Source organism: Phycisphaeraceae bacterium (assembly GCA_019636555.1).
Lineage (GTDB): Bacteria > Planctomycetota > Phycisphaerae > Phycisphaerales > UBA1924 > JAFEBO01.
In genome coordinates, this window is the sequence record JAHBXH010000001.1 from 1,244,569 (window position 1) to 1,270,560 (window position 25,992).

23 protein-coding genes are annotated in these 25,992 nt (G+C 62.6%); 15 read left to right on the top strand and 8 right to left on the bottom strand.

The window, feature by feature from the left end; genetic code table 11:
* Positions 1 to 10: 10 nt before the first annotated feature.
* Entirely contained in the window at positions 11 to 1,015 is a 1,005-nt protein-coding gene (locus KF691_05085; protein MBX3388810.1) for a hypothetical protein, read from the top strand.
* A 54-nt stretch (positions 1,016 to 1,069) separates the two neighbouring features.
* Entirely contained in the window at positions 1,070 to 3,430 is a 2,361-nt protein-coding gene (locus KF691_05090) for a thioredoxin domain-containing protein (protein MBX3388811.1), read from the top strand.
* 11 nt (positions 3,431 to 3,441) lie between these two features.
* Here KF691_05090 and KF691_05095 read toward each other — a convergent pair whose 3' ends face one another.
* The 4 genes from KF691_05095 to KF691_05110 form a co-directional block, all read right to left on the bottom strand.
* The gene (locus tag KF691_05095; protein MBX3388812.1) at positions 3,442 to 4,107 is read right to left on the bottom strand and encodes an HAD-IA family hydrolase; all 666 of its coding nucleotides are present in this window, start codon (positions 4,105 to 4,107) and stop codon (positions 3,442 to 3,444) included.
* The gene (truD, locus tag KF691_05100; GenBank protein ID MBX3388813.1) at positions 4,104 to 5,438 is read right to left on the bottom strand and encodes a tRNA pseudouridine(13) synthase TruD; all 1,335 of its coding nucleotides are present in this window, start codon (positions 5,436 to 5,438) and stop codon (positions 4,104 to 4,106) included. Before truD ends, KF691_05095 begins: the two co-directional genes overlap by 4 nt.
* Entirely contained in the window at positions 5,435 to 5,905 is a 471-nt protein-coding gene (locus tag KF691_05105) for a bifunctional nuclease family protein (protein ID MBX3388814.1), read from the bottom strand. Before KF691_05105 ends, truD begins: the two co-directional genes overlap by 4 nt.
* Positions 5,906 to 5,980: 75 nt before the next feature.
* Positions 5,981 to 6,742: an NAD(P)H-hydrate epimerase gene (locus KF691_05110; GenBank protein ID MBX3388815.1), complete on the bottom strand. Its 762-nt coding sequence runs from the start codon at positions 6,740 to 6,742 to the stop codon at positions 5,981 to 5,983.
* A gap of 202 nt (positions 6,743 to 6,944) precedes the next feature.
* Between KF691_05110 and KF691_05115 the strand changes: the two genes are divergently transcribed.
* The 3 genes from KF691_05115 (at position 6,945) to KF691_05125 (ending at position 10,433) form a co-directional block, all read left to right on the top strand.
* A complete protein-coding gene (locus KF691_05115) occupies positions 6,945 to 8,177 on the top strand; it encodes a glycosyltransferase (protein ID MBX3388816.1) in 1,233 nt (410 codons plus the stop codon).
* 95 nt (positions 8,178 to 8,272) lie between these two features.
* Complete coding sequence (locus KF691_05120; GenBank protein MBX3388817.1) at positions 8,273 to 9,694, top strand: hypothetical protein; 1,422 nt, start codon at positions 8,273 to 8,275, stop codon at positions 9,692 to 9,694.
* A gap of 67 nt (positions 9,695 to 9,761) precedes the next feature.
* Entirely contained in the window at positions 9,762 to 10,433 is a 672-nt protein-coding gene (locus KF691_05125; protein ID MBX3388818.1) for a hypothetical protein, read from the top strand.
* Here the strand turns inward: KF691_05125 and KF691_05130 are convergent.
* Positions 10,428 to 11,099 carry a flavin reductase family protein gene (locus KF691_05130; GenBank protein MBX3388819.1) on the bottom strand — a complete coding sequence of 224 codons (672 nt, stop codon included), beginning with the start codon at positions 11,097 to 11,099 and terminating at the stop codon, positions 10,428 to 10,430. The genes KF691_05125 and KF691_05130 overlap by 6 nt on opposite strands.
* Before the next feature lie 252 nt (positions 11,100 to 11,351).
* On the opposite strand from KF691_05130, the gene KF691_05135 reads away from it, so the two are divergent.
* The 7 genes from KF691_05135 (at position 11,352) to KF691_05165 (ending at position 20,100) form a co-directional block, all read left to right on the top strand.
* Positions 11,352 to 12,041, top strand: coding sequence for a hypothetical protein (locus KF691_05135; GenBank protein MBX3388820.1), 690 nt, complete (start codon positions 11,352 to 11,354; stop codon positions 12,039 to 12,041).
* Positions 12,042 to 12,131: 90 nt separating this feature from the next.
* Positions 12,132 to 12,896, top strand: a complete 765-nt coding sequence (locus tag KF691_05140; protein MBX3388821.1) for a hypothetical protein — start codon at positions 12,132 to 12,134, stop codon at positions 12,894 to 12,896.
* Between the two features lie 57 nt (positions 12,897 to 12,953).
* On the top strand, positions 12,954 to 13,922 hold the full coding sequence (gene mdh, locus KF691_05145) for a malate dehydrogenase (protein ID MBX3388822.1): 969 nt from the start codon (positions 12,954 to 12,956) through the stop codon (positions 13,920 to 13,922).
* Between the two features lie 104 nt (positions 13,923 to 14,026).
* Positions 14,027 to 15,247 carry an FKBP-type peptidyl-prolyl cis-trans isomerase gene (locus KF691_05150; GenBank protein ID MBX3388823.1) on the top strand — a complete coding sequence of 407 codons (1,221 nt, stop codon included), beginning with the start codon at positions 14,027 to 14,029 and terminating at the stop codon, positions 15,245 to 15,247.
* A 99-nt stretch (positions 15,248 to 15,346) separates the two neighbouring features.
* Positions 15,347 to 16,312, top strand: coding sequence for a DnaJ domain-containing protein (locus tag KF691_05155; protein MBX3388824.1), 966 nt, complete (start codon positions 15,347 to 15,349; stop codon positions 16,310 to 16,312).
* Positions 16,313 to 16,339: 27 nt separating this feature from the next.
* Positions 16,340 to 18,253, top strand: coding sequence for a tRNA uridine-5-carboxymethylaminomethyl(34) synthesis enzyme MnmG (gene mnmG, locus KF691_05160; protein MBX3388825.1), 1,914 nt, complete (start codon positions 16,340 to 16,342; stop codon positions 18,251 to 18,253).
* Complete coding sequence (locus KF691_05165) at positions 18,250 to 20,100, top strand: cation:proton antiporter (protein ID MBX3388826.1); 1,851 nt, start codon at positions 18,250 to 18,252, stop codon at positions 20,098 to 20,100. Before mnmG ends, KF691_05165 begins: the two co-directional genes overlap by 4 nt.
* A gap of 36 nt (positions 20,101 to 20,136) precedes the next feature.
* Here the strand turns inward: KF691_05165 and KF691_05170 are convergent, their stop codons facing one another.
* The gene (locus KF691_05170; GenBank protein MBX3388827.1) at positions 20,137 to 20,976 is read right to left on the bottom strand and encodes a UvrB/UvrC motif-containing protein; all 840 of its coding nucleotides are present in this window, start codon (positions 20,974 to 20,976) and stop codon (positions 20,137 to 20,139) included.
* Between the two features lie 357 nt (positions 20,977 to 21,333).
* On the opposite strand from KF691_05170, the gene KF691_05175 reads away from it, so the two are divergent.
* From KF691_05175 to trxB, 3 genes are all read left to right on the top strand, one after another.
* Positions 21,334 to 22,302 (top strand): sigma-70 family RNA polymerase sigma factor, encoded by a 969-nt coding sequence (locus tag KF691_05175; protein MBX3388828.1) that lies wholly within the window; start codon positions 21,334 to 21,336, stop codon positions 22,300 to 22,302.
* A gap of 91 nt (positions 22,303 to 22,393) precedes the next feature.
* On the top strand, positions 22,394 to 23,944 hold the full coding sequence (locus tag KF691_05180) for a hypothetical protein (GenBank protein ID MBX3388829.1): 1,551 nt from the start codon (positions 22,394 to 22,396) through the stop codon (positions 23,942 to 23,944).
* Positions 23,941 to 24,924 carry a thioredoxin-disulfide reductase gene (gene trxB, locus KF691_05185; protein MBX3388830.1) on the top strand — a complete coding sequence of 328 codons (984 nt, stop codon included), beginning with the start codon at positions 23,941 to 23,943 and terminating at the stop codon, positions 24,922 to 24,924. The genes KF691_05180 and trxB overlap by 4 nt, the downstream gene beginning before the upstream one ends.
* Positions 24,925 to 24,937: 13 nt before the next feature.
* Here trxB and dtd read toward each other — a convergent pair whose 3' ends face one another.
* Positions 24,938 to 25,378, bottom strand: coding sequence for a D-tyrosyl-tRNA(Tyr) deacylase (gene dtd, locus KF691_05190; protein ID MBX3388831.1), 441 nt, complete (start codon positions 25,376 to 25,378; stop codon positions 24,938 to 24,940).
* A gap of 17 nt (positions 25,379 to 25,395) precedes the next feature.
* Positions 25,396 to 25,890, bottom strand: coding sequence for a hypothetical protein (locus tag KF691_05195; protein MBX3388832.1), 495 nt, complete (start codon positions 25,888 to 25,890; stop codon positions 25,396 to 25,398).
* Positions 25,891 to 25,992: the final 102 nt, after the last annotated feature.

The window sequence follows — 25,992 nt, forward strand, 5'->3', positions numbered from 1 at the left end:
ATTGCCATCCATGAACGTCGTTCTGAGTCCATATCACCTGACCACGAAGGAACCGCCGGCGATGGCGGCATTGCTCCTCGCCGAGCGCGTGGTGACGTTCATTCCTTCGCCGCTTTCCGGCTCTGATCGGGAAAGCTTGGGGCGCGCTGTCACGATGTCTCCCGGCTATCTCCGCTTCATGGATTCATGGCGATGGAGCACGCCGCTGTGGGAATCCGGCGTCGTCTGTTCGGCGTTTCGGGATACGGACGCCTCGGGCGACATCCACCATGTATTCGGCGCGCTCGCAAACGACGACCGCTTCACGCCGCTTCGAGCGCTGCTGCACGAAGATCTCTTCGACGACGAGAAGAGATACCTCGACGCCGTTTCCCACGACCTCTTGAAGGGCGGACCGGACCCCGGCGTCAGCCTGCCCATGAGCGCCGCGCTCGATCGCTTTGCCTGCCGCAACTCTTTGATGGTCATGCGCGCCCATCCGACTTCGGTCGCTCAGCGCGCCGAAGAAAAGCTGTGCCGGCGGGTCGTCACGATCGCGATTCCCGGCGTGGTGCAGGCCGACGCGCGGCGGCTGATGATCTACCGCAAGGAGCTGCACGAGCCGCTGTCGGAGTTGCGCGAGGCCCTCTCGGGAGCCGTGCGCGACCTCTACCGCGACAGCGCCGAGCCGCTCGATCGCGATTCGCTCGCCGAAATCGAGCACGCGGCCCGCGCGTATTCGATGGAGTTTGATGCGCTCCGCGAAGACATGGCGTCGGATGCTGGCGACGACGAGGTGCGGCTGATCGATGCAACGATGACCCTTTCGCTGACCGCGGCACCCGTTGATGCCGTTCTTCGTTCGGGGCTCACCGCGATGCGAGTACTCACGGGAGTGCCGCGGAAAGAGCTCAGCGGCCGCCACCAACCCGAGAGCGGCGTCGCGGCTCTCGCCCGGCGGGATGCCCTCGAAGGCCGCAGCGTCATCACGCTGGTAGTTAAGCCCCTGGGCCGTCCCAACGCTTCGAAGCGCTAGCGCTTCTCCATTTCGAGCGCTTCCTCATCTCGGGGGCGCTCCAACACTTCAGCGATGACATCTTCGAGCCCAAATACGGCCGGATCGCGCCGTCAAAATCGGCTGGCGGCGAGCACCAGCCCCTATCTGCTCCAGCACGCCCGCAACCCGGTGGACTGGTACCCGTGGGGAGGCGAAGCCTTTGAAGCCGCGCGGCGCCGCGACGTGCCGATTTTTCTCAGCATCGGCTATTCAACTTGCTACTGGTGCCATGTCATGGAGCGCGAGAGTTTCGAGAATGAATCCATCGCCTCTGTGATGAACGAGCGATTTGTTTGCATCAAAGTCGATCGCGAGGAACGGCCCGATGTGGATGACATCTACATGACCGCGACGCAGGTGATGACCGGTCACGGCGGCTGGCCGATGAATTGCTTCCTCGAACCGGGCTCGCTCCGGCCGTTTTGGTGCGGCACGTATTTTCCTCCGGCCGCGCGCCCGGGGCTTGGCGTGCCGGCCTTTCCGCAGGTGCTTGTCAATATCAGCGAGGCCTACAAGACACAACGCGATGAGGTGCTGAATCAGGCGGAGCAGATCGCGGGGATCGTTCGAGAACGCATGAAGCCTGTGCGGGCAGTGGGGTCGATTGACGGCGTCGGCGCTGTCACCGAAGCTGTTTCGGGCCTGCTCCGCATGTTCGACCGGAATCAGGGTGGGTTCGGGGGCGCACCGAAGTTTCCGCAACCGGTGTTTCTCGAGCTTCTGCTCGATGCACGCGAGAACTCGGGATCGCCGGCGACGAAGGACGCGATCGACCAGTCGCTCCGCTTCACGCTCGACCGGATGATGATCGGCGGCATCTACGACCATCTCGGGGGCGGCTTCCATCGCTACAGCGTGGATGCGCACTGGACCGTGCCTCACTTCGAGAAAATGCTCTACGACAATGCGCTTCTCGCGCGCGTTTACGCCCGAGCTTCTCTCGCCTACTCGGACGGTGAATACGCGCGGATCGCGCGCGAGACTTGCGAATATGTGCTGCGCGAGATGTCGCAGCCCGGAGGCGGTTTCGCGTCCGCGCAGGATGCCGAGGTCGACGGGCGCGAAGGCCTCAATTACGTGTGGACGCTCGATGACGTTCGCGCCGCATTGAATGCTGAAGACGCGGCGTTCGCGACCAAAGTGCTGTCGATGGATGCCGGCCCGAATTTCAAAGATCCGCACCATCCAAGCGAGCCCGCACGCAGCGTTCTCCGGCTGGGCGACCGGGCCGATCGCGTCGCGCGAACACTCGGAATGGAACCGGATGAGTTTCACGCCCGTTTGGGCCGAATTCGGCAAAGGCTTCGAACGATCCGCGCGGCCCGCCGCCAGCCGCACCTCGACGACAAAGTCCTCGCCTCATGGAACGGGTTGATGATCGGCGCACTAGCGACTGCGGGCGCGGCGCTGCAGGAGCCGCGGTTCGTCGCCGCGTCGGTTGCCGCGGCGGACTTCGTCCTCAACAGCATGGTCCTGTCGGACGGCAGGCTTGCGCGTTCAACGCGACTTGGCACATCGAGCGGCGCCGGCTATCTCGAGGACTACGCGTTTGTGATTGCGGGGTTACTCGAACTATCGGCGGCCGTGCCGGATTCGGCGGAATCCCGCAAGTTCGGCGATGCCGCGGCACGCCTCGCAGAGAAAGCGCACGAGCTGTTTGCTGACGGCGCGGGCGTCTACTTTGATGTTGAAGATGGGGCGGGCAATCTGTTTGTGCGAGCGAGATCCACGCATGACGGTGCGATACCGAGCGGCACGTCGGTGCAATTCCACAATCTGCTCTCACTCCGGCGGGAAGATCGCGCCGCCGGTCTCTTCTCCGGAATCGTTGCTCCGCTCGTTGAGATGCCGCTGGGAATCGCGAGCGCGGCGCGAGCGCTCCTTCGAGTCCTGACCGATGCAAGTTGGAAAGAAACCAGTCTTGTAGCGATGATGCGCGGAGCACCGGGGCAGAAAACTGAGCGAGAAGAGAGCTTCACGCCCGTCGAGATCTATGCCTCCGAGGAACGGCTCGCGGTCGGGCCGGACACGCCGGCCTCGATGACACTCGTACTCCAGATTGCCGAGGGTTATCACGTCATCGCGGGGGATCCGTGGGTTGATGACCCCAAGTCCGAAGCGCGAGGCTTGCTGCCGCTGCGCGTTCACACGGTGGGCGGAAGCGGGATCAGGGTGTACGCCGATTATCCGGCGGGCTCGCCGTACACGGTCGCGCGCGAGGTGATCGGAGCGCCTCGGGTGTACGACGGCCGCATCGAATTCGAAGTCGCGGTCGAACTCGATGGAGAGTGGAAAGGCAAGCCTCTGTTGGCAGTGACCTTCCAGGCATGCAGCGGCACAGAGTGTCTGCAGCCCCGAACGGCCGAACTCGATATTGCGATTGATCGAATTTGAGTGGTGCGGACTTAGAGAATTCGAAGGTCGCGTAGCGCCGCGCGGATCTGGGCAGCCGTGTCGCCCGCGTGGTCGATGCGAATCGCGCACCAGCCCCTCGCCCGTGCCGCTTGCACGTTTTCTTCGAGATCGTCAAAGAACACGATCGAGTCTCCCGCAAAGCCGGTTTCGCGTTCGAATGCCGCGTAGATCGCGTCGTCCGGCTTGAGAAGCCCGAGCAGGTGGCTTGCGTGTCGATGGCGCAGCCTGGCTGCAGTCGGAAAGTGCGGAATCGCGAGCGAGCGGTGGGGCTGTTGTCGCTCCCAATGGATCGCGGTTGTGTTCGAGAGCAGCGCCGTCTCGAGTTGCGGCAACGTGTTCAACTCATCCACGATCGCGTCCACACCCGGGTATTCCTCGATCAGCCAGGCGTGATTGATCCGCTCGAGTTCCGCCTCCGAGTAGATGCCCGAAGTCGCGCGGCACGCTTCGGCAAGGAATTGCTCCGTGGTCAACTCGCCCCGCGAATACCGATTTGCGAGGCCCCGGCGTGCGAGAATCGCTTCCGGCGCGATCGCGCCTTCTCGGAGATCGAGTCCCGCGGCGCGGACACCCTCTTCAAAACTGCGGCAGAAACGCAGGATCACGCCGCCCCAATCGAAGCACACACACCGTATGTTGCTCGAAGCAACGCTCACTCGTCCTCCTCGTCCGATGGCTCTGCGTCGCCGGCGCGCCCGGCTTTCATGATTTCTTCGAGCGCGACCGTTGCGAATGCTCCGCGCGGCAGATCGAACGCCACGCGGATGTACTCGCCGTGCTCGTCCGATCCCGCTTCGATCTCCGGAAAAGTCAGCGGAACCCGTAGCGGCCGGCGGGCTCCCTCGATCAGTTGCCCGGCGCTCTTTTCGAATGACTGAAGTTGTGCGATTGTCACTCCCAGATTCTCGAGCGATCGCAATTCCGCTTCATCCGTTGCTCCACCCGCGCGCCTCATTTTCCCGCTCCACATCGGTCCGCTCGCGCTGATTTCGAATGCGCGCAGCCGCTCCGGCGTCGAAGGATCGGATGCGACCGCGCTGTCCACGTCGAAGCAAGCGCGGCTGTCGTGCTTGAACGCAACATCGCCGGCGTGCAATTCGTTCAGTGTTCCGGCTCGCAGCCGCTCGTCCAGGACACTGTTGAATGCGGCGGATTGAAACGCGGAAAGGAAAAACCGCAGCGTGGACCGATCAAGCGTCTTGATCGCCCGCGACGCCCGAACGCCCTTCGAAAGGGCGCGAAGCACGCTCCGTTCGGAGTAGGAAGTGTGAGGCAATTCCGCGAGCGCTTCGCTGTATTTTCCGGCCAGAAACAATTCCTTGGCTTTCGTATGCGCCGGCGTCGTCGCACGCTCAGGCGCAATCAGCAGCCTGATCGCCTCGTCAAAGTCAGCACAGATCAACGCGCGCCCGATCAGGTGATTGTTCAGCGTTCTTCCGAATCGCTGCGGTCCGAACCGGTTCGGCAGTCCGAATGCAACCAGACGGTCGAGGCTCGCCTTGGCGTCTCGAACCCGGCCGACGCCGGCGCTCCGGATGCGGATGCTGAACCGGTTCCCCGTGAGGTGACCGAGCCGGATCTTGTTGGTGTGCAGGTCGGCCCACTGGATCTGCAATCGGTCGTGCACGAGCTGAGGAAAATCTTCGGGCGTCTTGCCGGGGGCGTGAACCGAGAAGAGTTGCCGCGTGATCGCCACGCGATCTTTCATGCCCGCAAAGCCGACCGAATCCGGAGCGACCCCGAAGTGCGAAGCAAGTATCCGCGCCGCTTCCAGAGTCGAGAGATTCCTTTTCTCAACGTAGAGGTAGATGTGCTCGCCGGCGCCCGAGGGCTGATACGCCGCGGTCTCGTCAACCAGAAAGTCTTCGGGGCGCTGCTTGATTACGCCCCCGACTCCGGGAATATCTGACGTGACGTATACGACCGGCGCGACGTGCGGATCGCCATCCGGCACTTGTGTTCGGGGAGGCTGCGGCGCGTCGCTCACTCGTCGTCCTCTTCGCTCGAGTCGTCATCCAGCGACTCGAGTTCGGGGTCCTTGCTCGCCGCCTCGAGAACATGCTCCTCGACATAAATCGGAACGCCCTCGGCAACACCGAGCGCGATCGCGTCGCTCGGGCGGCTGTCGATGTGGAGCATCTGTCCATCCCCCGACTTCACGTCCAGTGTCGCAAAGAATGTGTGATCGGAAAGATCGTTGATCGTGATCGACACCAGCTCGCCGCCCATGTTGCCGATCACGTTCGCGAGAAGGTCGTGTGTCTGGGGACGCTTGATCTGGATCCCCTTGAGCCGGCGCTCGATCGCCGTCGCCTCGGGAAGCCCGATGACAATCGGGAACGAGCGAACGTCCGACTGATCCGCGCCTTCCGGCGCGACCTCCCGCAACTCGATGAGCTGCATGTCGTTCAGCTCGCGGATCAGGATGCGGCTCAATTCCATGCGAACGGCCATACCGCCTCCGGGACACAATATGCTCAATCGTGGTCGCCGCCGGGGCGAAGTCAAATCGCACCACCAGACGCGCTTTCACTTATTCGCGGAGCGGCCCCCGCCGACCCTGCGCCCCAGACGCTCGATCAAGACCCGCGGCACGCCGATGTCGGCAACAATCACTCGCCCGAGATGTTCGATCGCCTCCGGCATAAGCATCCCCTCTTTCAGCGCAACGAAAGTCACCGTCACGTCCGCGAAAACGGCATCGCCGAGTACTTTGCCGGTTCCCGCGTCGAGCCCGCTTGGGATGTCGATCGCGAAAACGCGCGATCCGCGCTTTGCGAAATCGTTGATCGCACGGATCGCCAATTGCGCGTTTCCCTCGGCGGGCCGCGAAAGTCCGGTGCCGAAGAGCCCGTCGACGACCACATCGGGCACCAATCGGCCCAGGTGCATCCGCGCTGAGCGCAGGGCGGGCTCGAGCGCGTGCTTTGCGATCGAGATCGGGAGTTTCATCGCGCGGCACGTCTTGTATTGAATCGCCGCTTCGGGCGAAAGCCTTGCCGGATTCCCGACAAGAAGAATCGAAACCTCCGCGCCCGAGTTCGAGGTGTGTCGTGCCGCCGCGAGAGCGTCTCCCCCGTTGTTCCCGGTTCCCGCGACGAACAGGACTCGAGGAGCCTTCATTTCTTGCGTCAGAAGCTGGACCGCTGCGGCGACGTTGACCGCCGCGTTTTCCATGAGCACGAGCGTCGAGATGCCGAAATGCGCTGCGCAGCGGCGGTCGATATCGCGCGCGGCGCGCGTCGAGAGAACAACCAGGCGTGGGGCGGAACGGCGATGTGACTTTTGCATCGAGCTCCGAGCGTAACGCGCCCGCAAATCCCCGTTCACTTTGCACCGCTAGCAGGCTGTTGAAATTCTGATTGTGCCTACTGCGCCGACGCATTGCAGACAACTTTCTGGCCCTCAGACCCGGGTCGCGAGGGTAGATGGCGGTTCGAAATTGCGACTGGTTGGAGTTTTTCAACAGCCTGCTAGGCTCTGTGGGATGGGCATGTGGTTCCATATCACAATTGCCGGCCTGCTGGCGGTGCCCGCGGTCGGCGCGATTCTCTGGTGGGGCTTTGCGCTCGCCGCGATGAATCGAACCGAAGCGGCGCTGGGAAGCGCCGAAGACGGCATCGGCATCGGTGTGCCGCACCCGCCGGTGATCGTGGTGGTGCCGGCGCACAACGAGCAGAGCGTCATCGCCGGACTGATCTCTTCCTTGCGCGGGCAAGACTACCCCAATTTTCGCGTGGCGCTCGCGCTTGATCGCTGCACCGACAACACGCTTTCCGTCGCGCTCGACACGATCAATTCGGATGAACGATTTGAGATTGTCGAGGTTTCGGAGTGCCCGCGCGACTGGGCCGGGAAAGTGCACGCGATCCATTCGGCGCTCGTGTCCCGCACGCTCGCGCCCGATCAACTGCTCCTGTTCGCCGATGCCGACACGGTGTTCGATCGAACCTGCATCCGTTCGTGCGTTCACCTGCTCGAACACCGCGGGCTGGATGCACTCACGCTGCTCAGCACGCTGACGTTCGATCGGGGCTTTGAGCGCCGGATTCAGGCGCCGGCCTCAATGGAACTTCTCGTGCGCTATCCCCCCAGAAAAGCCAGCCGCGAACACCGGCGCCGGCCGTTTGCAAACGGCCAATTCATCCTGATCCGGAGGAGCGCGTACGAAGCGATCGGCACGCACGCGGCATTCCGCGAAGAATTGCTGGAAGACCTTGCGATGGCGCGGGCGCTGTGGCGCGAGAAGCTCAAAGTGCACGTCATCCGCGCGGGCCGCATGCTCACGTGCAGGATGTATCCAGATCCGATCGCGTTCGAGCGCGGCTGGACTCGGATATTCATCGAAGCCGCCAAGCGCAAACCGCGCCGGCTGCGCAACTGGTCGATCGGAACCACCGTGCGCGGATTCCTCGAGCCGGTTGGTTGTTTGCTTGGTTTGGCCGGTTCGCTGGTCGTGCTGGCGCAGCGCCTTTCGCCGTGGCCGTGGCTCTTTGCGATTTCCGCCGGGGTTGCAATCCTCGGGCTTGTCGTGTGGGCCGGCGCGATCCATCGCTTTCTGGTCCTTGGAGGCGTTGCTCGTTGGTGGAAGCGCGTCGCGATTTTGCTCTGGTGGCCCGTCGGCAGCCTGCAACTCGCTGCGCTCCTGCGGCGTGCCGCGGCAAACCTGCGGACCGGCATTCCAACCGGATGGGCGGGAAAGAGTTACGTTCGGCCGGCGCGATGATCGAAGCGGGAGTCTGGGCGATATTCGGGTGAACCTCTCGGGCGATCCGACGCGTACCATTTTGCAGATCACGTTCTCGCCCTATTCCGCACACGATGGCTGAGAGCCGGACAAACACGTCTTTTCTGATCGGGCTCGCGATTTCGGCCTGCGCGCATATCGCTGCGCTGATCGGGCTCCAGCACGTCAAAATCGACCCATCACATGTTCGGGTCTCGCTGGCCTCGCTCAAGCCGGTGACCGGCTTACCCCATCAATTGCGCCAGTTGGAGCAGCCCCAGCCGCCCGAGGATCCGACGAGACCGCCACCGATCCCGAAGGAAAAACCTCAGGATCGCGATGTGAAATTCGGCATCGACAATTCGCAAATCGACAGCGATACCTGGCTCGGTTTCTTGGAAGGCGACTCGCCTTCGGGTCGTCAGGGTGAAACCAATCAGGCGGCGATGACTCTTGATCCCGGCAACCCCGGGGCTGCTTCGCCGGGCAGCCCGGGCACCCCAGGTTCGGGTCAAACGGCGCCGACAGCAAGTTCGAGCGCATCGCCCGCCGCGTCGAAGCCGCCGGACCTGATGGATCTGCACCCGCCTTCCCCGGACCAGCCCCAGGCCGAGAAGGCCCCGGCAGAAAAGCCCGCAACAGAAAAACTCGCGGAAGACGCGACGCCGAAAAAGGCAGAGGAAGCAGCGCCAGCCCCGGCGCGCAGTGCACCCGCTCAAGCCTCTCCCACAGTTGGGCAGGCCGGTGAAAAGTCTGACAATCCTGATCCGCTCGCTCCGCGCGCGGGGATTGAGAAATCAGTTGAGGGTGCCCGCCCGGATGCGGTCAAGCCGGTCGAGGCGCCCAAGCCCGACGGAGTCGTAGACGACAAGCCGGAAAAGCCCGAAGCCAAACCCGGTGAAGAGCGAGAAGGCGAAGTCCGCGAAAACGAGTCGGCGAAAATGAGCGCCGACGATCAGAAAGGTGAGGCAGACAAGGAAGTGAAGGAAGTCGCGGCGGCGAACCCCCTCAAAGAGCGCGACGAAACGTCGCCGTCGAAAGATATGGCTCCCGCGGCGCCAACTTCGAATGAGGAAGTTTCTCCCAGTGAAGCAGCCCCGTCGTCAAACGCGACTCCGGATTCACAGCCCACCCCCGCGACCGGCGGACAATCGAAGCAAAAGGGAATTCGATCCGATCGCGAGTCCGAAGCTTTCACGAAAGAGATCGTCGAAACGCCCATGCGCGACGGCCGTGTGCAGGCGGGTCGAGGGTTGAACATCCGCACGCGTCGCGCCGATTTCACGAACACAACTCTGCTCACGGCGCCGCCTCGCGATACGCTCGTGCGCATCTCGTTTCAGCGAACGGGTCGCGTGAAGCGGGCGGAATTCATCAACGGCTCGGCGACGGGGAATCCGAACGTGGACGATCCGCTCATGAACGCGATCTATCGCTGGCAGGCTTCGGGAAAGGATCTGAGCAGCCTGGGCCCGGAAGAAACACTGTCTGTTGTGGTGCGAGTAACCTTCAAGTAACGCTGAGGCAAAGAGCCCTGATCTCATAGCCGATAGAGGTATCCGCGTGAAATGCAGAAGTGCCACCTTGCTCGCTGTTTTCGGGCTCTTTGGGGCTTGGGGCCGGGCTCAGGATTCTCGCCAACCCGCCCTGAAGCCCGTCGAGCAGGGCGTCGCCGACATGGGCCCGCTCTCGGGTCCGGGTCGCGTGCTCTCGCCGGGGTTGCGCCAGCCATCCGGATTTGATCGTGTGTACGAAGTCGAGATCGACGGAAAAAAGTACTTTGCCCGGCAAAACGGCGCGACCGTCGCCGTCTTTCCGCGCTCGAACTACACGTCGTTTCGCGGCATGGTGATGCCGACTGTTCCCGCCGGCACGACGTTCTATCTCGGTGGACTGCCCGCCAATGCGCGTCCGCTTTCGCCCGAAGAAATGCCTTCGAATTGGGCGGGTCAGCCGCAGAGTCTGGCGATGCCAGTCAAGTCGCTCGATAATCGGGTGAATCTGTCCGCCGCACCCGAGAGCGCTCGAGATCAGTCTTCGCCGCTGGCGATGGCGAATCAGCCTTTGTCGCAGGCGATGGCAAGTCAGCCCTCGTCGCAATCGGCTCGTGAACAGTTCGCGCCGCGCGGCGTCTCGATCGACGTTCCGCCGAGCGCCGGGAGCATTTGGCAAAGCGAGGCGTACCGTGTGCAGCGAACCGGCCAGCTGATCGATGCCGCGCTCGCGGCGCGCGTGAAGGCCGCCAAAGCTTCATGACTCGGGTTGTGATTTCAACGCCGCGGCACCGGGTGGGATGTCGAGTCGGTCGCGAGTTGTTGCATATGTGATGCCGCCCATCCGACCGATCGCATCGAGCATCACGGGATCGACGTGATGACGCTCGTTGATGAGTCCCGGCGCGGCGCACACGCCGACGACTTCTCCGATCACGATATTTCCAGAAGCAGGAACACCCGGATTGGTTCGGACGACCTGGCGCGTGACGCACTCGAACGAGAGCAAGGATTCAGCGACTCGGGGCACCTTGACGCGGCGGCCGGGCGCGGGGGTCAGACCGGCGAATTCGAATTCGGAGTGCCCGTATGGAAGCGGTTCGGCGCTCGCTGCCGTTTTCCGCCCCAGCGCATGTGAAACCACGTTGACGACAAACTCCGCCGTACCACCTTCAGATCTTGGCAGGACATTCCGGAGCGTGTCTTTGTCCTCACCGTCGGGCCTTGTGGCCGGACAGAACAGGAGCGTCATCGGATCGGAGCCCACGCCGCAGAAAAACGAGAAGGGGGCGACATTGAGCTCGCCGCTCACGGACATGGACGACACGAGCGCGATTGGGCGGGGTAGTACTCCTCCAATCAGCAACTTGTAACGTTCCGAAGGCTCGAGTTGCAAGGGATCAATAAAACGGGGTTCTGCAAGCGTCACCGGCGAGTTTATGGGTGAAACCGGCAAAACCGGCCCGAGAACCATGTCGTTTGGAGTCTGAGCGGCGAAATTCTTTCGGCCCCAACTCTGTTCTGTTTGCATTGTCTGGATTCTGAGGCATGTTGATCTAGGAGCAGTATTTTCTCCTTGAAACCCCGTGGTGTACCTGCGATACTGCTCGCGCGGGTACGAGAGAGCCCGTATTGGGTGTCGTTATCGACACCCTCAATTGAGAGTGGAGGAGAGAAAAAGATGCGTCAAGTCAAGACTCTGGCTTTGTTTGCGGCTGCTGCCGCCGGAACGGTGAGCGTCGCTCAGGCCGCGACCACTCTCGTTACCTTCGGCTATAACAACCTGCAGGGCACCTACACGGCTGCCGGTTTGAATGCAGGCAATTTCTCCGCCGTCGCCGTTGACCAGGGCGTTGGCGGCCTGCAGACCGACGGCTCGGTGAGCCGCTTGGTCCCGGGAGCGGGTCAGTCGAAGTTCGCTGCGGGCTTCAAGAGCCTCGCGACGTTCGCTGATTTCATGATCAATATCAGCTTCACCCGCACGAGCGCCACGACCGGCCTCGGTGCAGGCAACTTCGTCGCGACCGACGCGCTCGGCAACACCGTCGCGGGCAACCTCTCCGGGTTCTGGTCGCTCCAGCCGACGATCGGCATTGCGTTCAACGGCACGCTCAGCAACGTCGTGATCACGCCGAACGCGATTTTCACGGGCACCGATGCTTCCAGCACCAACTGGAATACCAACCTTCCGTCGCCCATGCCGTACACCGGCGCCCTGACGCAGTTGATCTTCAACGGCGGTGCGTTCTTCACCGACGTCGACATGCAGAACGTCGCGACTCAGGTCAGCGGCCAGATCGTTCCGTCGACGGGCAGCTTGGCCCTCTTCGGTCTCGGTGGATTGGTTGCAGCCCGCCGCCGTCGCGCCTGATTGAGTGTCTGCGGATTTTTTCAAGGGCCCGCACTTCGGTGCGGGCCTTTTCGTTTTTGGGTCGCGCAATCGTGCTATCTTCGCTTGCGAATGGATCCCAGGGCGACGACATGGTCCGGCCTGCTGGCGGTGTGGAGCGATTTCGCCCGAAGCGCCGGCGCGCTGCCGAAAACCGGCAATCTGGGGCTGCTGCGCAGGAGCGTCCCTGCGATCATCGGACTTCAGGCACTGGCCCACGCGCTCGAGCATATGGATTGCCTGCCGGGTGACGAATACCGCGCCGGTCAGGATCGCGCGGCACTCATCGCACGAACGCTTCGCGCCGAAATCGAGTCGATCTGGCGACCGGACGCAATGCCGCAAGAGATAGCGCACGTCGTCGCCGAAGCGGAAAAAGCCTTGCGTGCGACGCACGAAGCGGGATACGAATATGTTCCCGAATCCGATCCGTTTCAAATGCCGGTCGGCTCGGAACCGCTCCGCGATTGGCGCGAGCGCCGAAGATTTCAGGGCACGATGGTCGCGGCACCGGTTTCAAAGCGTGTACGCGCGGGCTTGCCAGTTCTCTTCGTCGGTCCCGCATACGGACGGCCGCTTGCGAAAGAAGAATTGCTGGATCTTGGCGCACTCTTGCCCGGCTGCTTGTGGGGTCGGGTACGCCGAATGAGACAGGTCTACGAAACATCGAACTCTCGCGGAACATTCCAGGTCGCAGCGACGCAGGGGAAAGCCGGGGTCGGCGCCGAAATCCTGATTCCGATCGATGATTCGGCCGGGGCGGATCGGGATTCCTGCCAAGTCCACGTGAGCCGAGAGGGCACGAGCGAGGTCGTCAACACGCGCGGTTCCCTATAGTCGCCCCCCAATTTTCAACCGGCCGCGCTGTTCGTCGCGGTCTTTCGCGGAGGCACTATGCGTCGTTCGAAGATCTCGATCATCGGTGCGGGCAACATCGGAGGCACCTGTGCTCACTGGGCAGCCGCCAAGGAACTCGGCGACATTGTCCTTCTCGACATTCCCGACAAAGAAGGAGTCGCGAAGGGCAAGGCGCTCGATCTTGCCTGCTGCGGTCCGATCGAGAACTTTGACTCGAGGATCATCGGCACCAGCGACTACAAGGACATCGCTGGTTCCGAAGTCGTCGTCATCACCGCCGGTCTTCCCCGCAAGCCCGGCATGAGCCGCGACGATCTCGTGCAGGTGAACACCGGTATCGTGAAGTCGGTGGCCGAAAAAGTGAAGGAATACGCGCCGAACTCGATCGTGATCGTCGTGAGTAATCCGCTGGACGCGATGGTGTACGTTGCGTGGAAAGTCACCGGATTCCCCGCCAACCGCGTCATCGGTCAGGCCGGCGCGCTCGACGTCGCTCGCTACAAGACGTTCCTCGCCATGGAGCTTGGCGTCAGCGTCGAGGACATCCAGGGCGTCCTGCTCGGTGGCCACGGCGACGACATGGTCCCGCTGCCGCGCCTCACAAGCGTGAACGGAATTCCGATCAGCGATCTTCTGCCTGCGGAGAAAATCAACGCGGCGGTCGAGCGCGCCAAGGTCGGCGGCGGCGAGATCGTCAAACTCATGGGTACGAGCGCGTTCTACGCCCCCGCCAGCGGCACGATCGACATGGTCGAGGCGATCGTGAAGGACAAGAAGCGCATCATTCCGTCTGCCGCGTACTGCGAAGATGAATTCGGCGTCGCTCCCGGTCAGAAGGGTAAAGGTTACTTTGTCGGCGTTCCGGCCGTTCTGGGCGCCGGGGGCGTCGAGAAGATCTTGTCGTTCAAGATGGACGCGACCGAGAAGAAGTTCATGGACGAGTCGATCAGCCATGTGAAGGATTTGGTTGGCGTCGTGCGGAAGTTGTTCCCCGAACTGGCGTGATAACCGGGTTCCGGACGCTGTCCGAGAACTTCGGCTGAATTTTTCGATCGGGCTCGCCGAACGAAAGCAAGTACGAACGCGCTGGAAGGATTCAGGAGACCCGGATGAACAAGCATTCGAAAATGGCCATGGCCGCCACGTTTCTCATGATGGGCGGTTTCGCTGTCGCGGACGAACCCGCGGCGAACAGCCAGCCCGCCACGCCGGCGCCGGAGGCCGCTCCCGCGCAGCCGACCAAGGTTCGCGAGCCGCTGCCGCCGATCACGTGGAGCGACCCGGAGATCGAGAAGGTCGCGAAGATGTTGATCGGAAGCTGGAAGTCCACGGCGCCGCTCCCGGAAGGGGCAGATCCGAAAGAGGCTGTGGAAGTCGCCATGATGGTCGCGCCCTGCCGCTCGCCCGACATGAAGGATCTCCTTTACGTCGAGCAGGCACGCGTTGACGCCCTCCAAGCGCCGTACCGGCAGGCCTTCTACCAGGTCTACCGCCACGGCGACGGTCTTCGTCTTCGCACCTATGAGCCGCGGCGTCAGATTGGTGGCGCACTCGTGGGCCTTTGGGCCAATCCGGATGTCTTTCCCCCGGTCTCGCGTCAGGATCTCGTCGCGACCATCGACCTCGATCTGACCGCTGAAGGAGACGGCTATTCCGGCAAGAGCCCGTATCCGTATCCGACCGGTCATCTTGGCGCGGTCGAAATGACGAGCGAGGCGACAATCACGCCCGACCGGATCGTCACGGCCGACAAGGGTTTCGACAGCAAGGGACAGGTTGTTTGGGGCGCCAAGAACGACCGCAAATTCGAATTCAAGAAGTTCGAGCCACCGGTTCGGACGTTCACCCGCGACGGAAACGTTTTCGTGATCGAGTATCGGCGCGGAGAAGACTCGCGCTCGTGCGAAATGGGCGACGAGATCACGGTGCACTATCTCGGGTTCCTCCCGAATGGTTTCCGCTTCGACAGCTCGCTCGATCGTCAGCCCCCGAACCCTTTGTCGTTCTACGTGACGGAAAAGCAGGTCATTCCCGGTTTTATCCAGGCTCTGCTCGGCGCCAACGTCGGAACGATCCGGCGCGTCTACATCCCGTACGAACAGGCATACGGCGAGTACGGCAACATGCGTACGCGCATCCCGCCCTATGCGGATCTTTACTTTGACTTTGAAGTCATGCGTTTGAAGGACCCGACCGTCAAGGACGTGTCCATCCCGACAACCGTGGGCGGGCAAGATCCGCGAACGATCAAGGGGCTCGAACGCATCGGCCCAGACGGCCAGCCGATCCATGAGACTCCTCCGCAGCCCGCGAATCCGCAGCCGAAGTAAGCCAAGCTGATGTCCATCAATGGTCGGCCGGGCCTCTCGCCCGGCCGACTATCGTTTTGCCGCGCGACTTCTCGCGCACACCTCGGATTGTGGCAAGGGATGAGCGATCAAGATCTTTACAGCGTGCTCGGTGTGGCCAAGTCGGCCTCGCAGGACGAAATCAAGAAGGCGTACCGCAAGCTCGCGCGCCAGTACCACCCCGACGTGAACAAGTCCGCCGACGCTGGCGCGAAGTTCACGCAGGTGCAGGAGGCGTACGACGTTCTTTCCGACGAAAAGAAGCGCCGTTACTACGACCAGTTCGGCGTCGTGCCGGGTTCGGCCGCGGCCGAAGCAGGCACACCCGGGTCGGGCCCGCGCACGCCGTGGGAAGGCGGGCAGCATGTCCGCGTTGATCAAGTCGATATCGATCCGGAAGAACTCGGCTCGATGTTCGAAACGTTCTTCGGAGGCGGCAGAACGCGCGATCCGTTCGGCGCCGGCCCATTCGGAGGCAGCGCGGGCGTCGGTGGGCGCGGAGCAAAGGGCCGCCCGCGTCAGGCGCCGGAGCCCGAGCCGCTCGAACACGAGTTGTTTTTGACGTTCATGGGCGCCGCCAAGGGCGGGCCGGAAGAACTGCGTCTGAATTTCGATGGCAAGTCCAGAACAATCGAAGTCAACATCCCCGCCGGGGTTCGTGACAGGCAACAGGTGCGTATGCGCAAAGGGGCCGGCGATCGAGATCTTGTATTGAACATTCGCGTCGGCGGGCATCCGATCTTTCGACGCGAAGAGGCAAACGACCTCTCGCTCGACCTGCAGCTCAATATCGCGGAGGCAACCCTGGGAGCGAGCGTGAGCGTGCCGACACTCGACGGAACGGTGGAGCTTCGCGTGCCGCCCGGTACATCGAGCGGCGCGAAGCTTCGGCTGCGAGGGAGGGGAATCCAGCCCTCGAAGGGAGACCCCGGCGATCTCTATGCCGTGGTGCGAATCGTGACTCCCAAGCCCGAGTCGCTCGACGATCAGGAGAAAGAAGCGATTCGTCGGATCGGCGCCAAACAGGGCAATGTGCGGCTGGAGTGATCGGGCGCTTCACCTACGATTGGCCCGATGAGCGAGCGGCGATTCCAGGTCATCGTGATCGGCGGCGGTCACGCCGGTGTCGAGGCGGCGTGGGCGGCCGCAAACATGCTGCGCGCCGAACAAAGCGTCGCGCTTGTCACGATCGACCCGTCGAAAACCGGTGTCATGAGCTGCAATCCGGCGATCGGCGGGCTTGCCAAGGGCCAGTTGGTCCGCGAGATCGACGCGCTCGGCGGGCTGATGGGCCTCGCGACCGACGCCACGGGTATCCAGTTCAAGGTTCTCAACACAAGTAAAGGACAGGCGGTGCGAGGGCCGCGCGCACAGTGCGACAAGCATGCTTATGCAGAGTGCGTGCAGGCGATGATCGCTTCGCGCCGCGAAATTCAAGTCGTGCGAGGCACGGTCGATGAATTGCTTGTTGAAAACGGAGAGATTCGCGGCATCCGCGTCGGGGCCGAGCGGCTTGAGGCCCCTGCCGTGGTTCTCACGACCGGAACTTTCATGCGCGGGCTGATGCATACCGGCGAGAGCAAGGTTGAAGGCGGACGCTACGGAGAAGCGAGCGCCGTCGGTATTTCCGGCGCGCTCCGCTCGCTCGGATTTGAGCTCGGACGCCTGAAGACCGGAACTCCTCCCCGGCTCAAGCGAGGCACAATCCGGTGGGATGAACTTGAGCCGGCTCGGGGCGACTGCAAGCCGATTCCGTTCAGCGATCTCTCGGGTCTTTCCGGGTCGGATCACGCGTATGAAATGATGCCGTCGCTGATGCGCTTCCCGGTTCTCGCGCAGATCGAGTGCCGCCAGACGCGGACGACGGCGGAGTCGCATGAACTCATCCGGGCGAACCTGCACCGGGCGCCCATGTACTCAGGACAGATCGAGTCGGTAGGTCCGCGCTATTGCCCGTCGATCGAAGACAAGGTCGTGCGATTCGCCGAGAGGTCGACCCACGGCGTGTTTCTCGAGCCCGAGTCGCTTCGCGACGACTGGGTGTACTGCAACGGCATTTCAACGAGCCTCCCCGCCGATGTTCAGGACCGAATCGTTCGCTCGATGCCGGGATGCGAGAACGCAGAAATCTACCGCTACGGCTACGCGGTCGAGTACGACATGGTGCGCCCGCACCAGATCGCGTCGACCGGAATGACACGACTCGTCGAGGGCCTCTTTCTCGCCGGGCAGATCAACGGGACCAGCGGATACGAAGAAGCCGCGGCACAGGGCCTCGTCGCGGGTCTGAACGCCGCCTTGCGCGCGCTCGGACGCTCGCCATTCACCTTCGGTCGCGAGCAGGCGTACATCGGCGTGCTGATGGATGATCTTGTGACCAAGACGCCGGTCGAGCCGTACCGGATGTTCACCAGCCGCGCCGAGCACCGCTTGATTCTGCGGGCGGACAACAGCGCCGATCGTCTCACGCCGGTTGCCCGCGAATTGGGCTTGCTCGCAACAGACCTCGGCGAAACGCGCTGGCGCCGTTTCGAGAAGAGAGCGGCGCACCGCCGCCGGGTCGACGAGCAGGTTGAAAAAACCTCCGTGAACGGCGAGCCGCTCGCGAAACTCGTACGGATGCCTGAGTTCGACGCGATCAGACTGATGAGCCTGCTCACGGCCAACGGAACGGATAGCTCGATTCCCGAATCAGTCTGGGAAACGGTGTTCGCTGAGCGGCGCTACGCGCCGTACATCGAGCGTGCGCAGGGAGACATCCGAAGAGGCCTTGAAATGGAGAGACGCCGCTTGCCGGAAGGAATCGACTACAGCGCGCTGACACCCCTGCGGACCGAAGCGCGATTGGCGCTCGACAAGTTTCGTCCGCAGACTTTCGGCCAGGCGAGCCGGCTGGAGGGCATTACGCCCGCCGACGTGACGCTTCTCGCCGTGCTCGTGCAACGCCAGAAAGCTCTTGGAGATCAGGCGGGACAGGTGACCGCTTGATCGCCGGCAGCGCCTTTTTGCTTGCTGAGCAAGCGGTCCACGCCGAGGCGGCGCACGGCAACACCGCTGTGGGGTTGGTCGTCATCCTGGTGACTGCGGCCCTTGTCGCGACGCTCTTTCGCCGGCTGCGGCTCCAGATCATTCCGGGCTACATCATCGCCGGAGCGCTCGTCTCCATCCTCGCGCAAGCGATCCGACAGCGCTACGACATCGGACTCGGAGAAGTCGAGAACATCAGCCAGTTCGCGACGGTGCTGCTGATGTTCACCATCGGACTGCAACTGGAATTGGATTCGCTCAGACGTTCGATGATCTCGGTTTTCGGGCTCGGTCTGACCGCGACGCTCACAGTGGCGCTCGTGCTGTGGGGTACCGGTGTTTTGTTCGGACTTTCGGCACCGGCAGCGCTCGCCGTCGGCATGGCGCTGTCGATTTCCTCCACGGCCGTCGTGCTTCGAGTCTTGCAGGAGCGGCGCGAATTGCACCAGACCCACGGCCGTCTGTGCATCGGGGTTTCGATCGCTCAGGATCTCCTGTCGATTGTGATGCTCGGGCTGATGCCGGCGGTTGCCGCGTGGAACGCCGCGAGTTCAAGCCACGGCGCGGAGATGACGCCGCCCGATTTCGCGAAGACCGGTCTTTCGGTGCTCATCGGTCTCGCCGGCGTCACGCTGCTGTTGATGATCGGGCGGTACGCGCTCCCCATCGTGCTCGAATTCCTCGCGGATATCGGATCCCGTGGCTCGACCGGGAAATCAGGTGTGGGCTCAAAGGAGCTGGTGCTCGTCAGTTCGGCCGCGATCGCGCTCGCGGCGGCGGTCACCACCAGCTTGCTCGGTTTCAGCCCGGAACTTGGAGCCTTCCTCGCGGGTCTTTTGCTCGCGCTCACTCCCTACCGAACGCAGCTCGCCGGGCAATTGGAGCCGCTCCGCGATCTGCTCATGGCGATTTTCTTCACGACCGTCGGCCTTGGCATCCACGTGCACGAGATCATCCCGTATCTCGGGCCGATCGCGGCGGGCGTCGTCGCGTTGATGGCGATCAAAATCTTCGTGAACTGGGTTGCCGTCTGGGCGCTCGGCGGCTCGGCGCCGCTCGGCATCATCACGGCGATCTACCTCGGCAACGCCGGAGAATTCAGCCTCGTGCTGCTCGCCGCGGCGGGGCAGACGTCGCCATCGCCGATCATTTCGGGCGGACCGATGGGCGCCCTGATCGCGGTCGTCGTGCTCTCGCTCATCCTTTCGCCATTCCTGTTCGCGTACGCGCACCCGCTCGCGACCCGGATGCAAAGGGTTGGGCCGCCTCCGTGGAATCGTCGGTTCAGCGTTCGGATCAAGACTGAAGCCGCGGCCCCCGCAAACAGCGATGGCGATAGGCGCGAAACGATCAACGCGCGCCATGTCATCATCGCCGGCTTCGGGCCGGTGGGTCGGAGTCTTGCGGCGCGTCTCGATGTTCACAAAGTCCCGTACACCGTCATCGAACTCAATCCGGAGACAATCCGCAGGCAGCGACGGCTGGGGCGCTCGATTCTGTACGGCGATATCACGAACCCGGAGGTTCTCGAAGCCGCCGGGGCTCGCGAGGCGGACGCCGTGGTCATCACGATCCCGGATGATGAATCGACGCTCCGTGCGATCGCGATCGCACGCGGGCTCTCGGCGACCACGTTTATCGCCTGCCGCACCGGGTTCTTGAGCGGCGCGTTCCGCGCGTACGAAGCGGGGGCGGATCACGCGGTCGTCGAAGAAGTTGTGACGGCCGACGCCATGGAAAAGCAAATTTTCGAGAAGCTGCAAGAGCGCCGCGGCCCCGGCCTCGAACCTCAGGCTCAATCAGCCTGAACTTCCCGGGCATGGAGCGCGCGAAGCGCCCTTGTCCTACTCCGCCGGCTTGTCGTTCTTCTCGTCCGGCGGCTTGCTGCCTTGCTCGGGGGTTGCCGACGCCGGAAGCGGAGTCGCGGTCTTGCCCATCATTTTGAGCTCGTCGCGAAGAATGGCCGCGAGCTCGTAGTTCTCGTTTTCGATCGCTTCGGCCAGACGCGTGCGCAGTTCGGCGTGCTGGCTGACCGGCAACTTGGGCACCAGCGATTCGCGCATGCCGCGCAGCATGTCGGCTTCCGCCGAAGCGTCGAACATCTGCGGCTGTCCCACGCTCGAGAAATACTGGCGAAGCGATTCGAGTCCCTGATCGATGGCGAAGACCGCGGCTTTGGGCTCGTTGTCCTTCAGGGCCTGACTCGCCATCGCTCGGGCGCGCAACATCAGGATGTAAGGACGAAACTGCTCCAGAACGCTGCGGTCGGCTTCGGTTTCCGCGTGCGTCGCGCACAGGTCGAGAACACGGAGGTTGCGCGTCGTGTCGCGGACGACGCCCTCGAAGTCTTCGAGCGCGAGCAGCGCGAGGTAACGGTGGTAGTACTGCACGGCTTCTTCTCGGAGCAGGCGGCAATCCTCCTGATCGAGCGAGAAGCGTTCGGAAGTCGCGCCTTCTTCCTCTTCCGCCTTGGAGTCGAGCTGGGCCTCGAAGTACTCGAGCAGGCTCGGAAACCCGTGGGGGCGTTCGCCGTCGGGGCGCCCGGTGGGGTACATCTGCAGAATCCCCAGGTCGACCCGAATCTGGATCCGGGGCTGGCCATCGTCGCCCTGAATAAGGCGGGCGTTGATCGAGCCCGGCTCGTAGGCCCATTCTTCGAGGAGTTTGCTGAGGTCGTGGTTCATCGGGAACAAGGCAACCCTAGCAATCTAGTCCTGAAACCTCCGGGATGTTCGAAATTCGATAGGGTGAAGACGGTGTACGAAGAACAATCCGGTGATTTCGGCAGGTCGGGCTGCACGGTTTGGTGAAAATTTTCGCTTTTTCTGGCTGCCGGATTTGCATTTGGCGCAGTCTGTGTCATGGTTCAAGTAGGAGGAGCTGCGCAAAGAACCAGAACGAGGTGATGTCTTCGATGCTCAACGTCGATTGCAACCTTTGTCGGTGTCCTTGCGTAGCCTTCTGTGTGGTGTGCCCGGGCTTGTGTGGCCGGGCCGAGGAGTGGACGAGAGGGGTGTGGTGCCCCGGAAGGTGGTAGAACAGTGGCAGGAAGTACTGCAAGAACCCGTCAGGGTTCTGTTCAGGTCCAATCTGACCTGCACGTTTATTTTCAGGAAATCAATCGGACCAAGCTTCTCACGGCAGACGAGGAGAAGGAACTTGGTTGGGCGATCATCAACGAAAACTGCCCGAAGTCGCGCGAGCGGATGATCCGCGCGAATCTTCGCCTCGTTGTGGCCATCGCCAAGAACTATTCGAACCGAGGCCTGCCGCTTTCCGACCTGATCGAAGAAGGCAACATCGGCCTGCTTCGAGCGGTGGAAGGCTTCGATCCTTCCCAAGGCGCTCGATTCAGCACGTACGCCTCATGGTGGATCAAACAGGCGATCAAGCGTGCTCTGGTCAACGCGACGCAGCCCGTGCATGTTCCCGCCTATATGGTGGAACTGATCGCCAAGTGGAAGCTCGCGGCCCGCAAGCTCGAGCAGGAACTGGGCTATCCACCCAGCCTGCAGGATCTGGCGAAGGCCATGGACCTCCCGGTCAAGAAGCTCCGCGTCATCAAGCGTGCGGTCAAGGCGTTCCAGAGCCCCAGCGGCGACGCGCGTGACATCGACGGCGATCTGCTCAAGATGAGCGACATCCTCGCCGACTCGCGCCACTCAACACCGCACGATAACATTCTGCGCGACGACGAGCTCGAGACGCTCCGTCGGCTGCTCGAAACGATCGACGATCGCGAGGCCCGTATTCTGCGGTTGCGCTTCGGCCTTGACGGCTGCGAGCCGCTGACGCTGAAGGAAGTTGCCGAGGAAGTCGGCATCAGCCGCGAGCGTGTCCGCCAGATCGTGGATGAAGCCTTAACGAAGCTGAATCAGCGTTTGAACGACGAGCGCCCCAGCCGGTATTTCCGCGAAGGCGAGCGGGAAGCCGGCCGGCGCGACGAGGCTGCGCCGCCCCGTCAGGTTCGGCTTTCGGCCTCGAGCTTTGAAGGCAGCCGCGCGGGCTGAGCACGAGATTCCAACATGAGAACAAACAGCCGGGGCAAAGGCCCCGGCTTTGTTTTTTGCGGACGATTGTGCCTTTGGCTACGATCGGTTCATGCAGACTCGACTCGTACGGATGTTGTTGGCATTGTCCGTGGCGCTGGCGGTGCCGCTGGCACGGGCTCAGGATTACGTCTCGCGGGTGAACGCGCTCTACGCGAATATTTCGTCGGCGAAGCGCAGCGACACCATTCTGATTCCCGCCCTTATGGCGATGGAGGCGCCTCCGGATGGTGTCCGCGATATTCAGCGTGCCCGTTTGATCGTTCCCGGAATGCAAGGGTGGAAAGAGGCGGTGGAATGGGCGGAAAAGCCGCCCCAACGCGCGGCGATCGAGGCCCTCATGAAAGCGACGGAGCCGCAATCAAGCGGAGCCCCGATGGCGTGGGGTCAGCCGTACGGCGTTGCCGCCGTGACGCCGGCGATCGTGAAGGCCAAGATGTACACCGAACTCGGTGACCCGCCGCTCCTGGCCGCGGCTCAGTTTCTCTACCTCCCGAAACTGACCGACTTGTGCATTCTGGCCAACATCGAGGCGACGCGGCTCCAAGCCGAAGGAAAAGTCTTCGACGCGGTGAAGTTGATGGGGCGTGTGGTCATTCTCGGCCGCCAGCTCGCCGACCGTCAATTCTTTCGCGAAGCACGCTGGGGCCTTGACACGATGGTGCGATCGCTCGAACGCATCCGCGATATCGCGTACGTCGATTTCCGGGGTAAGCGGCTTCTAACCCGCGATCAGATCGCGGCGATCATCAACGCCTTGGATGAGAAGGGCGAGGCTCGGACCGATCGAATTCTCTTTCCGATCGGCGACCTCATCGGTGCCGAGCAAACCGTCGCGATCGTCACAACTCCCAAGGGCGGTATCAACGAGAAAACCTTCCCGACGACGATGGCGACGCTGACTTCGTCCGAGCAGCCGTTGAGGCTCTTCAGCGAGGCCGCCGAATGGAAGAGCGCGGGTGCGGGGCACGCCGATCGCGCTGCGACGATCGAAGAGATTCGGAAGACCTCCGAGGACTACACCCAGCGCTGGCCGCTCGATTGGTTCCACAATCTCAACGCCCTCGAGTTCGAGCGGAACAAGCTCGACAAGGCAACCTTTGCCGTCATCGAGGCCACCGTGCCGGACATGTCGAAACTGTTCAACCTCAGGCAGGCAGTTCGCACGGAGATGGTGGGGACCCGCGCGGCCCTGGCGATCGTCGGGACCTATTACGCCTTGGGGGCGTTCCCGCCGAGGCTGTCGTCCGTGGCCCCCGAATGGATGACGAGGCTTGATATCGATCCGTTCAATCCCGAACTCGCCCGCGGCAATCGGCCTCCGCTTGAATACTTCGTGCCGATCCGAGATCAGGTTGTCGATCCGAACGTCACCCCTCCGCCGCACGAGATCAACATCGTGACGGAAAACGGCGACAACTTCTCGGTCAAGTTGAAAAACGACACGGCCGTCATCTACAGCTGGGGTGCAGACAACCGAAAGGGCTGGGCGAAGCGCGTGCAGAACACGGTCGAAATCGCACCCGATGTTGATTACCTGATCTGGCCGAGCGAGCTGAGTCTGTACCGCCAATACCTCAGCGAGATCGGGGAGCTCAAGTGAACCAATCCGGCCGGGTCGAAAAGGTCGTGATCATCGGCAGCGGGCCGGCGGGGTGGACCGCGGCGATCTATGCCGCGCGGGCGCAGCTGGAGCCGCTCGTGTATGTCGGCATCCCCAAGCAGGATCCGGGTCCGGTTCTCCCCGGGGGGCAGTTGATGCTCACAACGGATGTCGAGAATTACCCGGGATTTCCGAAAGGAGTCGCCGGCCCCGAGATGATGTCGCTCTTCCAGCAGCAGGCCGAGCACTTCGGCACGCGCGTCGTTGGGGAAGACGTCGTTCGCTGCGATTTTTCGAAGCGGCCGTTCGAACTTCACGTTTCAAACGGCGACATCGTCAAGACGCACAGCGTCATTATCGCCACCGGCGCCGTCGCGAACTGGCTCGGGCTCAAGAACGAGATGCGCCTCGCCACTCTGGGGGGCGGCGTTTCCGCTTGCGCTGTCTGCGATGGCGCACTGCCGATCTTCCGCGGGCAGCCTCTCGCGGTCGTGGGGGGCGGCGACACCGCGATGGAAGAAGCGACGTACCTGACCAAGTTCGCTTCAACCGTGTACGTGATCCATCGGCGCGACGCGCTCCGCGCTTCAAAGGTGATGCAGAAGCGCTATCTCGACCGGCACAACGCCAAAGTGCTTTGGAACAAGGCGGTTGAAGACGTACTCGGCGATGAGAAGATTACCGGCGTGAAGCTGAAGGACACCGTCACCGGCGAGACCTCGACGCTCGACGTCAAAGGCCTCTTCATCGCGATCGGGCACACGCCCGCGACCAAGTTCCTCAAGGACAGCGGGGTCGAACTCGACAGCGGCGGCTACGTCGCACTCAAAAGCCGCGGCAGCTACACCAACATCGAAGGAGTTTTCGCGGCGGGCGACGTCGCGGACAGTGCGTACAGACAAGCTGTCACCGCAGCGGGTATGGGCTGCCAAGCAGCGCTCGACGCCGAGCGTTGGCTCGCGGCACGGGGAATTGATTGACCCTGTCTGCAATTCACTTCAGTCGCAGAATCAGGCTCACCGGTCCATCGTTCAGAACTTCCACTTGCATGTCGGCACCGAAGCGGCCCGACTGAACGTTGTCGAGCGTCGGACGAAACAGCGTCGGCAGCGATTCGAATCGCGGTCTCGCCAGGTCGGGCGCCAGGGCACCGATGAAGCTGGGCCTGTTGCCGCCGGACGTATCGGCCGCGAGCGTGAAGTTTGGGATGAGCAGGATGTTCCCGCCGGCTTCGACCACGTTTCGGTTCATCTTGCCGGCGGTGTCGGCGAAGACCCGAAGCGAGAGCAGCTTGGCAGCCAACTTCGCGTCAAGTGCCGGATCGTCGTCGCTTTCGAGCCCGACAAAGACCGCGATTCCCGGGCCGATTTGGCCGATCACAGTTTTTTCGACCTGAACCCATGCATGAAGACAGCGTTGAACAAGGGCGACCATCTGCCGAGCGTACCGGATCAGTGATCGCTCGCGTCCTGACTGGCGGGCAGATCGCATTCTCCAAAGATGCGGAATTCCTTGCGCCTCAGAATCTGGCCGGCGAGAGTTGGATCATCCACCGCGAGCGCGATGGTGGGGGTGCCGTTGGGTCGTAGCATCAGCGGATAGGCAAACTGGATGAAGAGTTCCGCACCGAGCAGACACAGGCACATGCTCGCCAAGGTGTGTCCGCGCGAAAGCTCGACCACCAGCACATCCTTTTCGGAGAAGGGAAGTTTTTCGTCGTTCAGCACCTTGCGGGCGCAATCGGCGTTGTTCGTGATCAGGCGGACGACCGCGTGATCGGTCGCTTCATGCACCGAGAGCGCGCAAATGGCGCACGATGAACCGTCAAACGCCTCCACCAAGTCAAACAGTTTCCCGACCTTGTTGGTCAGGAAGACGCTGAATTGCGTCACCATGGGAGGCGCGTAGCCCTGCGTGGTTTCATAGCCCATCGAGGCCTGGCTCATCGCGAAATCCTTGCGAACGCCGAAGACCGGGGATCAAGCGCAGCCCACGGATTCGTCCGTTTCAGCCCCCACCGGGCAGAAAAGGCCGAACGGGTTGGAGCC

Coding starts and splice junctions, on each gene's coding strand:
- KF691_05115 (MBX3388816.1), top strand. CDS start 6,945: ATGTGGTTCCATATCACAATTGCCGGCCTGCTGGCGGTGCCCGCGGTC.
- mdh (MBX3388822.1), top strand. CDS start 12,954: ATGCGTCGTTCGAAGATCTCGATCATCGGTGCGGGCAACATCGGAGGC.
- KF691_05090 (MBX3388811.1), top strand. CDS start 1,070: ATGACATCTTCGAGCCCAAATACGGCCGGATCGCGCCGTCAAAATCGG.
- KF691_05120 (MBX3388817.1), top strand. CDS start 8,273: ATGGCTGAGAGCCGGACAAACACGTCTTTTCTGATCGGGCTCGCGATT.
- KF691_05085 (MBX3388810.1), top strand. CDS start 11: ATGAACGTCGTTCTGAGTCCATATCACCTGACCACGAAGGAACCGCCG.
- KF691_05140 (MBX3388821.1), top strand. CDS start 12,132: ATGGATCCCAGGGCGACGACATGGTCCGGCCTGCTGGCGGTGTGGAGC.
- KF691_05180 (MBX3388829.1), top strand. CDS start 22,394: ATGCAGACTCGACTCGTACGGATGTTGTTGGCATTGTCCGTGGCGCTG.
- KF691_05105 (MBX3388814.1), bottom strand. CDS start 5,905: ATGGCCGTTCGCATGGAATTGAGCCGCATCCTGATCCGCGAGCTGAAC.
- KF691_05150 (MBX3388823.1), top strand. CDS start 14,027: ATGAACAAGCATTCGAAAATGGCCATGGCCGCCACGTTTCTCATGATG.
- KF691_05170 (MBX3388827.1), bottom strand. CDS start 20,976: ATGAACCACGACCTCAGCAAACTCCTCGAAGAATGGGCCTACGAGCCG.
- KF691_05110 (MBX3388815.1), bottom strand. CDS start 6,742: ATGCAAAAGTCACATCGCCGTTCCGCCCCACGCCTGGTTGTTCTCTCG.
- dtd (MBX3388831.1), bottom strand. CDS start 25,378: ATGGTCGCCCTTGTTCAACGCTGTCTTCATGCATGGGTTCAGGTCGAA.
- KF691_05155 (MBX3388824.1), top strand. CDS start 15,347: ATGAGCGATCAAGATCTTTACAGCGTGCTCGGTGTGGCCAAGTCGGCC.
- mnmG (MBX3388825.1), top strand. CDS start 16,340: ATGAGCGAGCGGCGATTCCAGGTCATCGTGATCGGCGGCGGTCACGCC.
- KF691_05135 (MBX3388820.1), top strand. CDS start 11,352: ATGCGTCAAGTCAAGACTCTGGCTTTGTTTGCGGCTGCTGCCGCCGGA.
- KF691_05195 (MBX3388832.1), bottom strand. CDS start 25,890: ATGAGCCAGGCCTCGATGGGCTATGAAACCACGCAGGGCTACGCGCCT.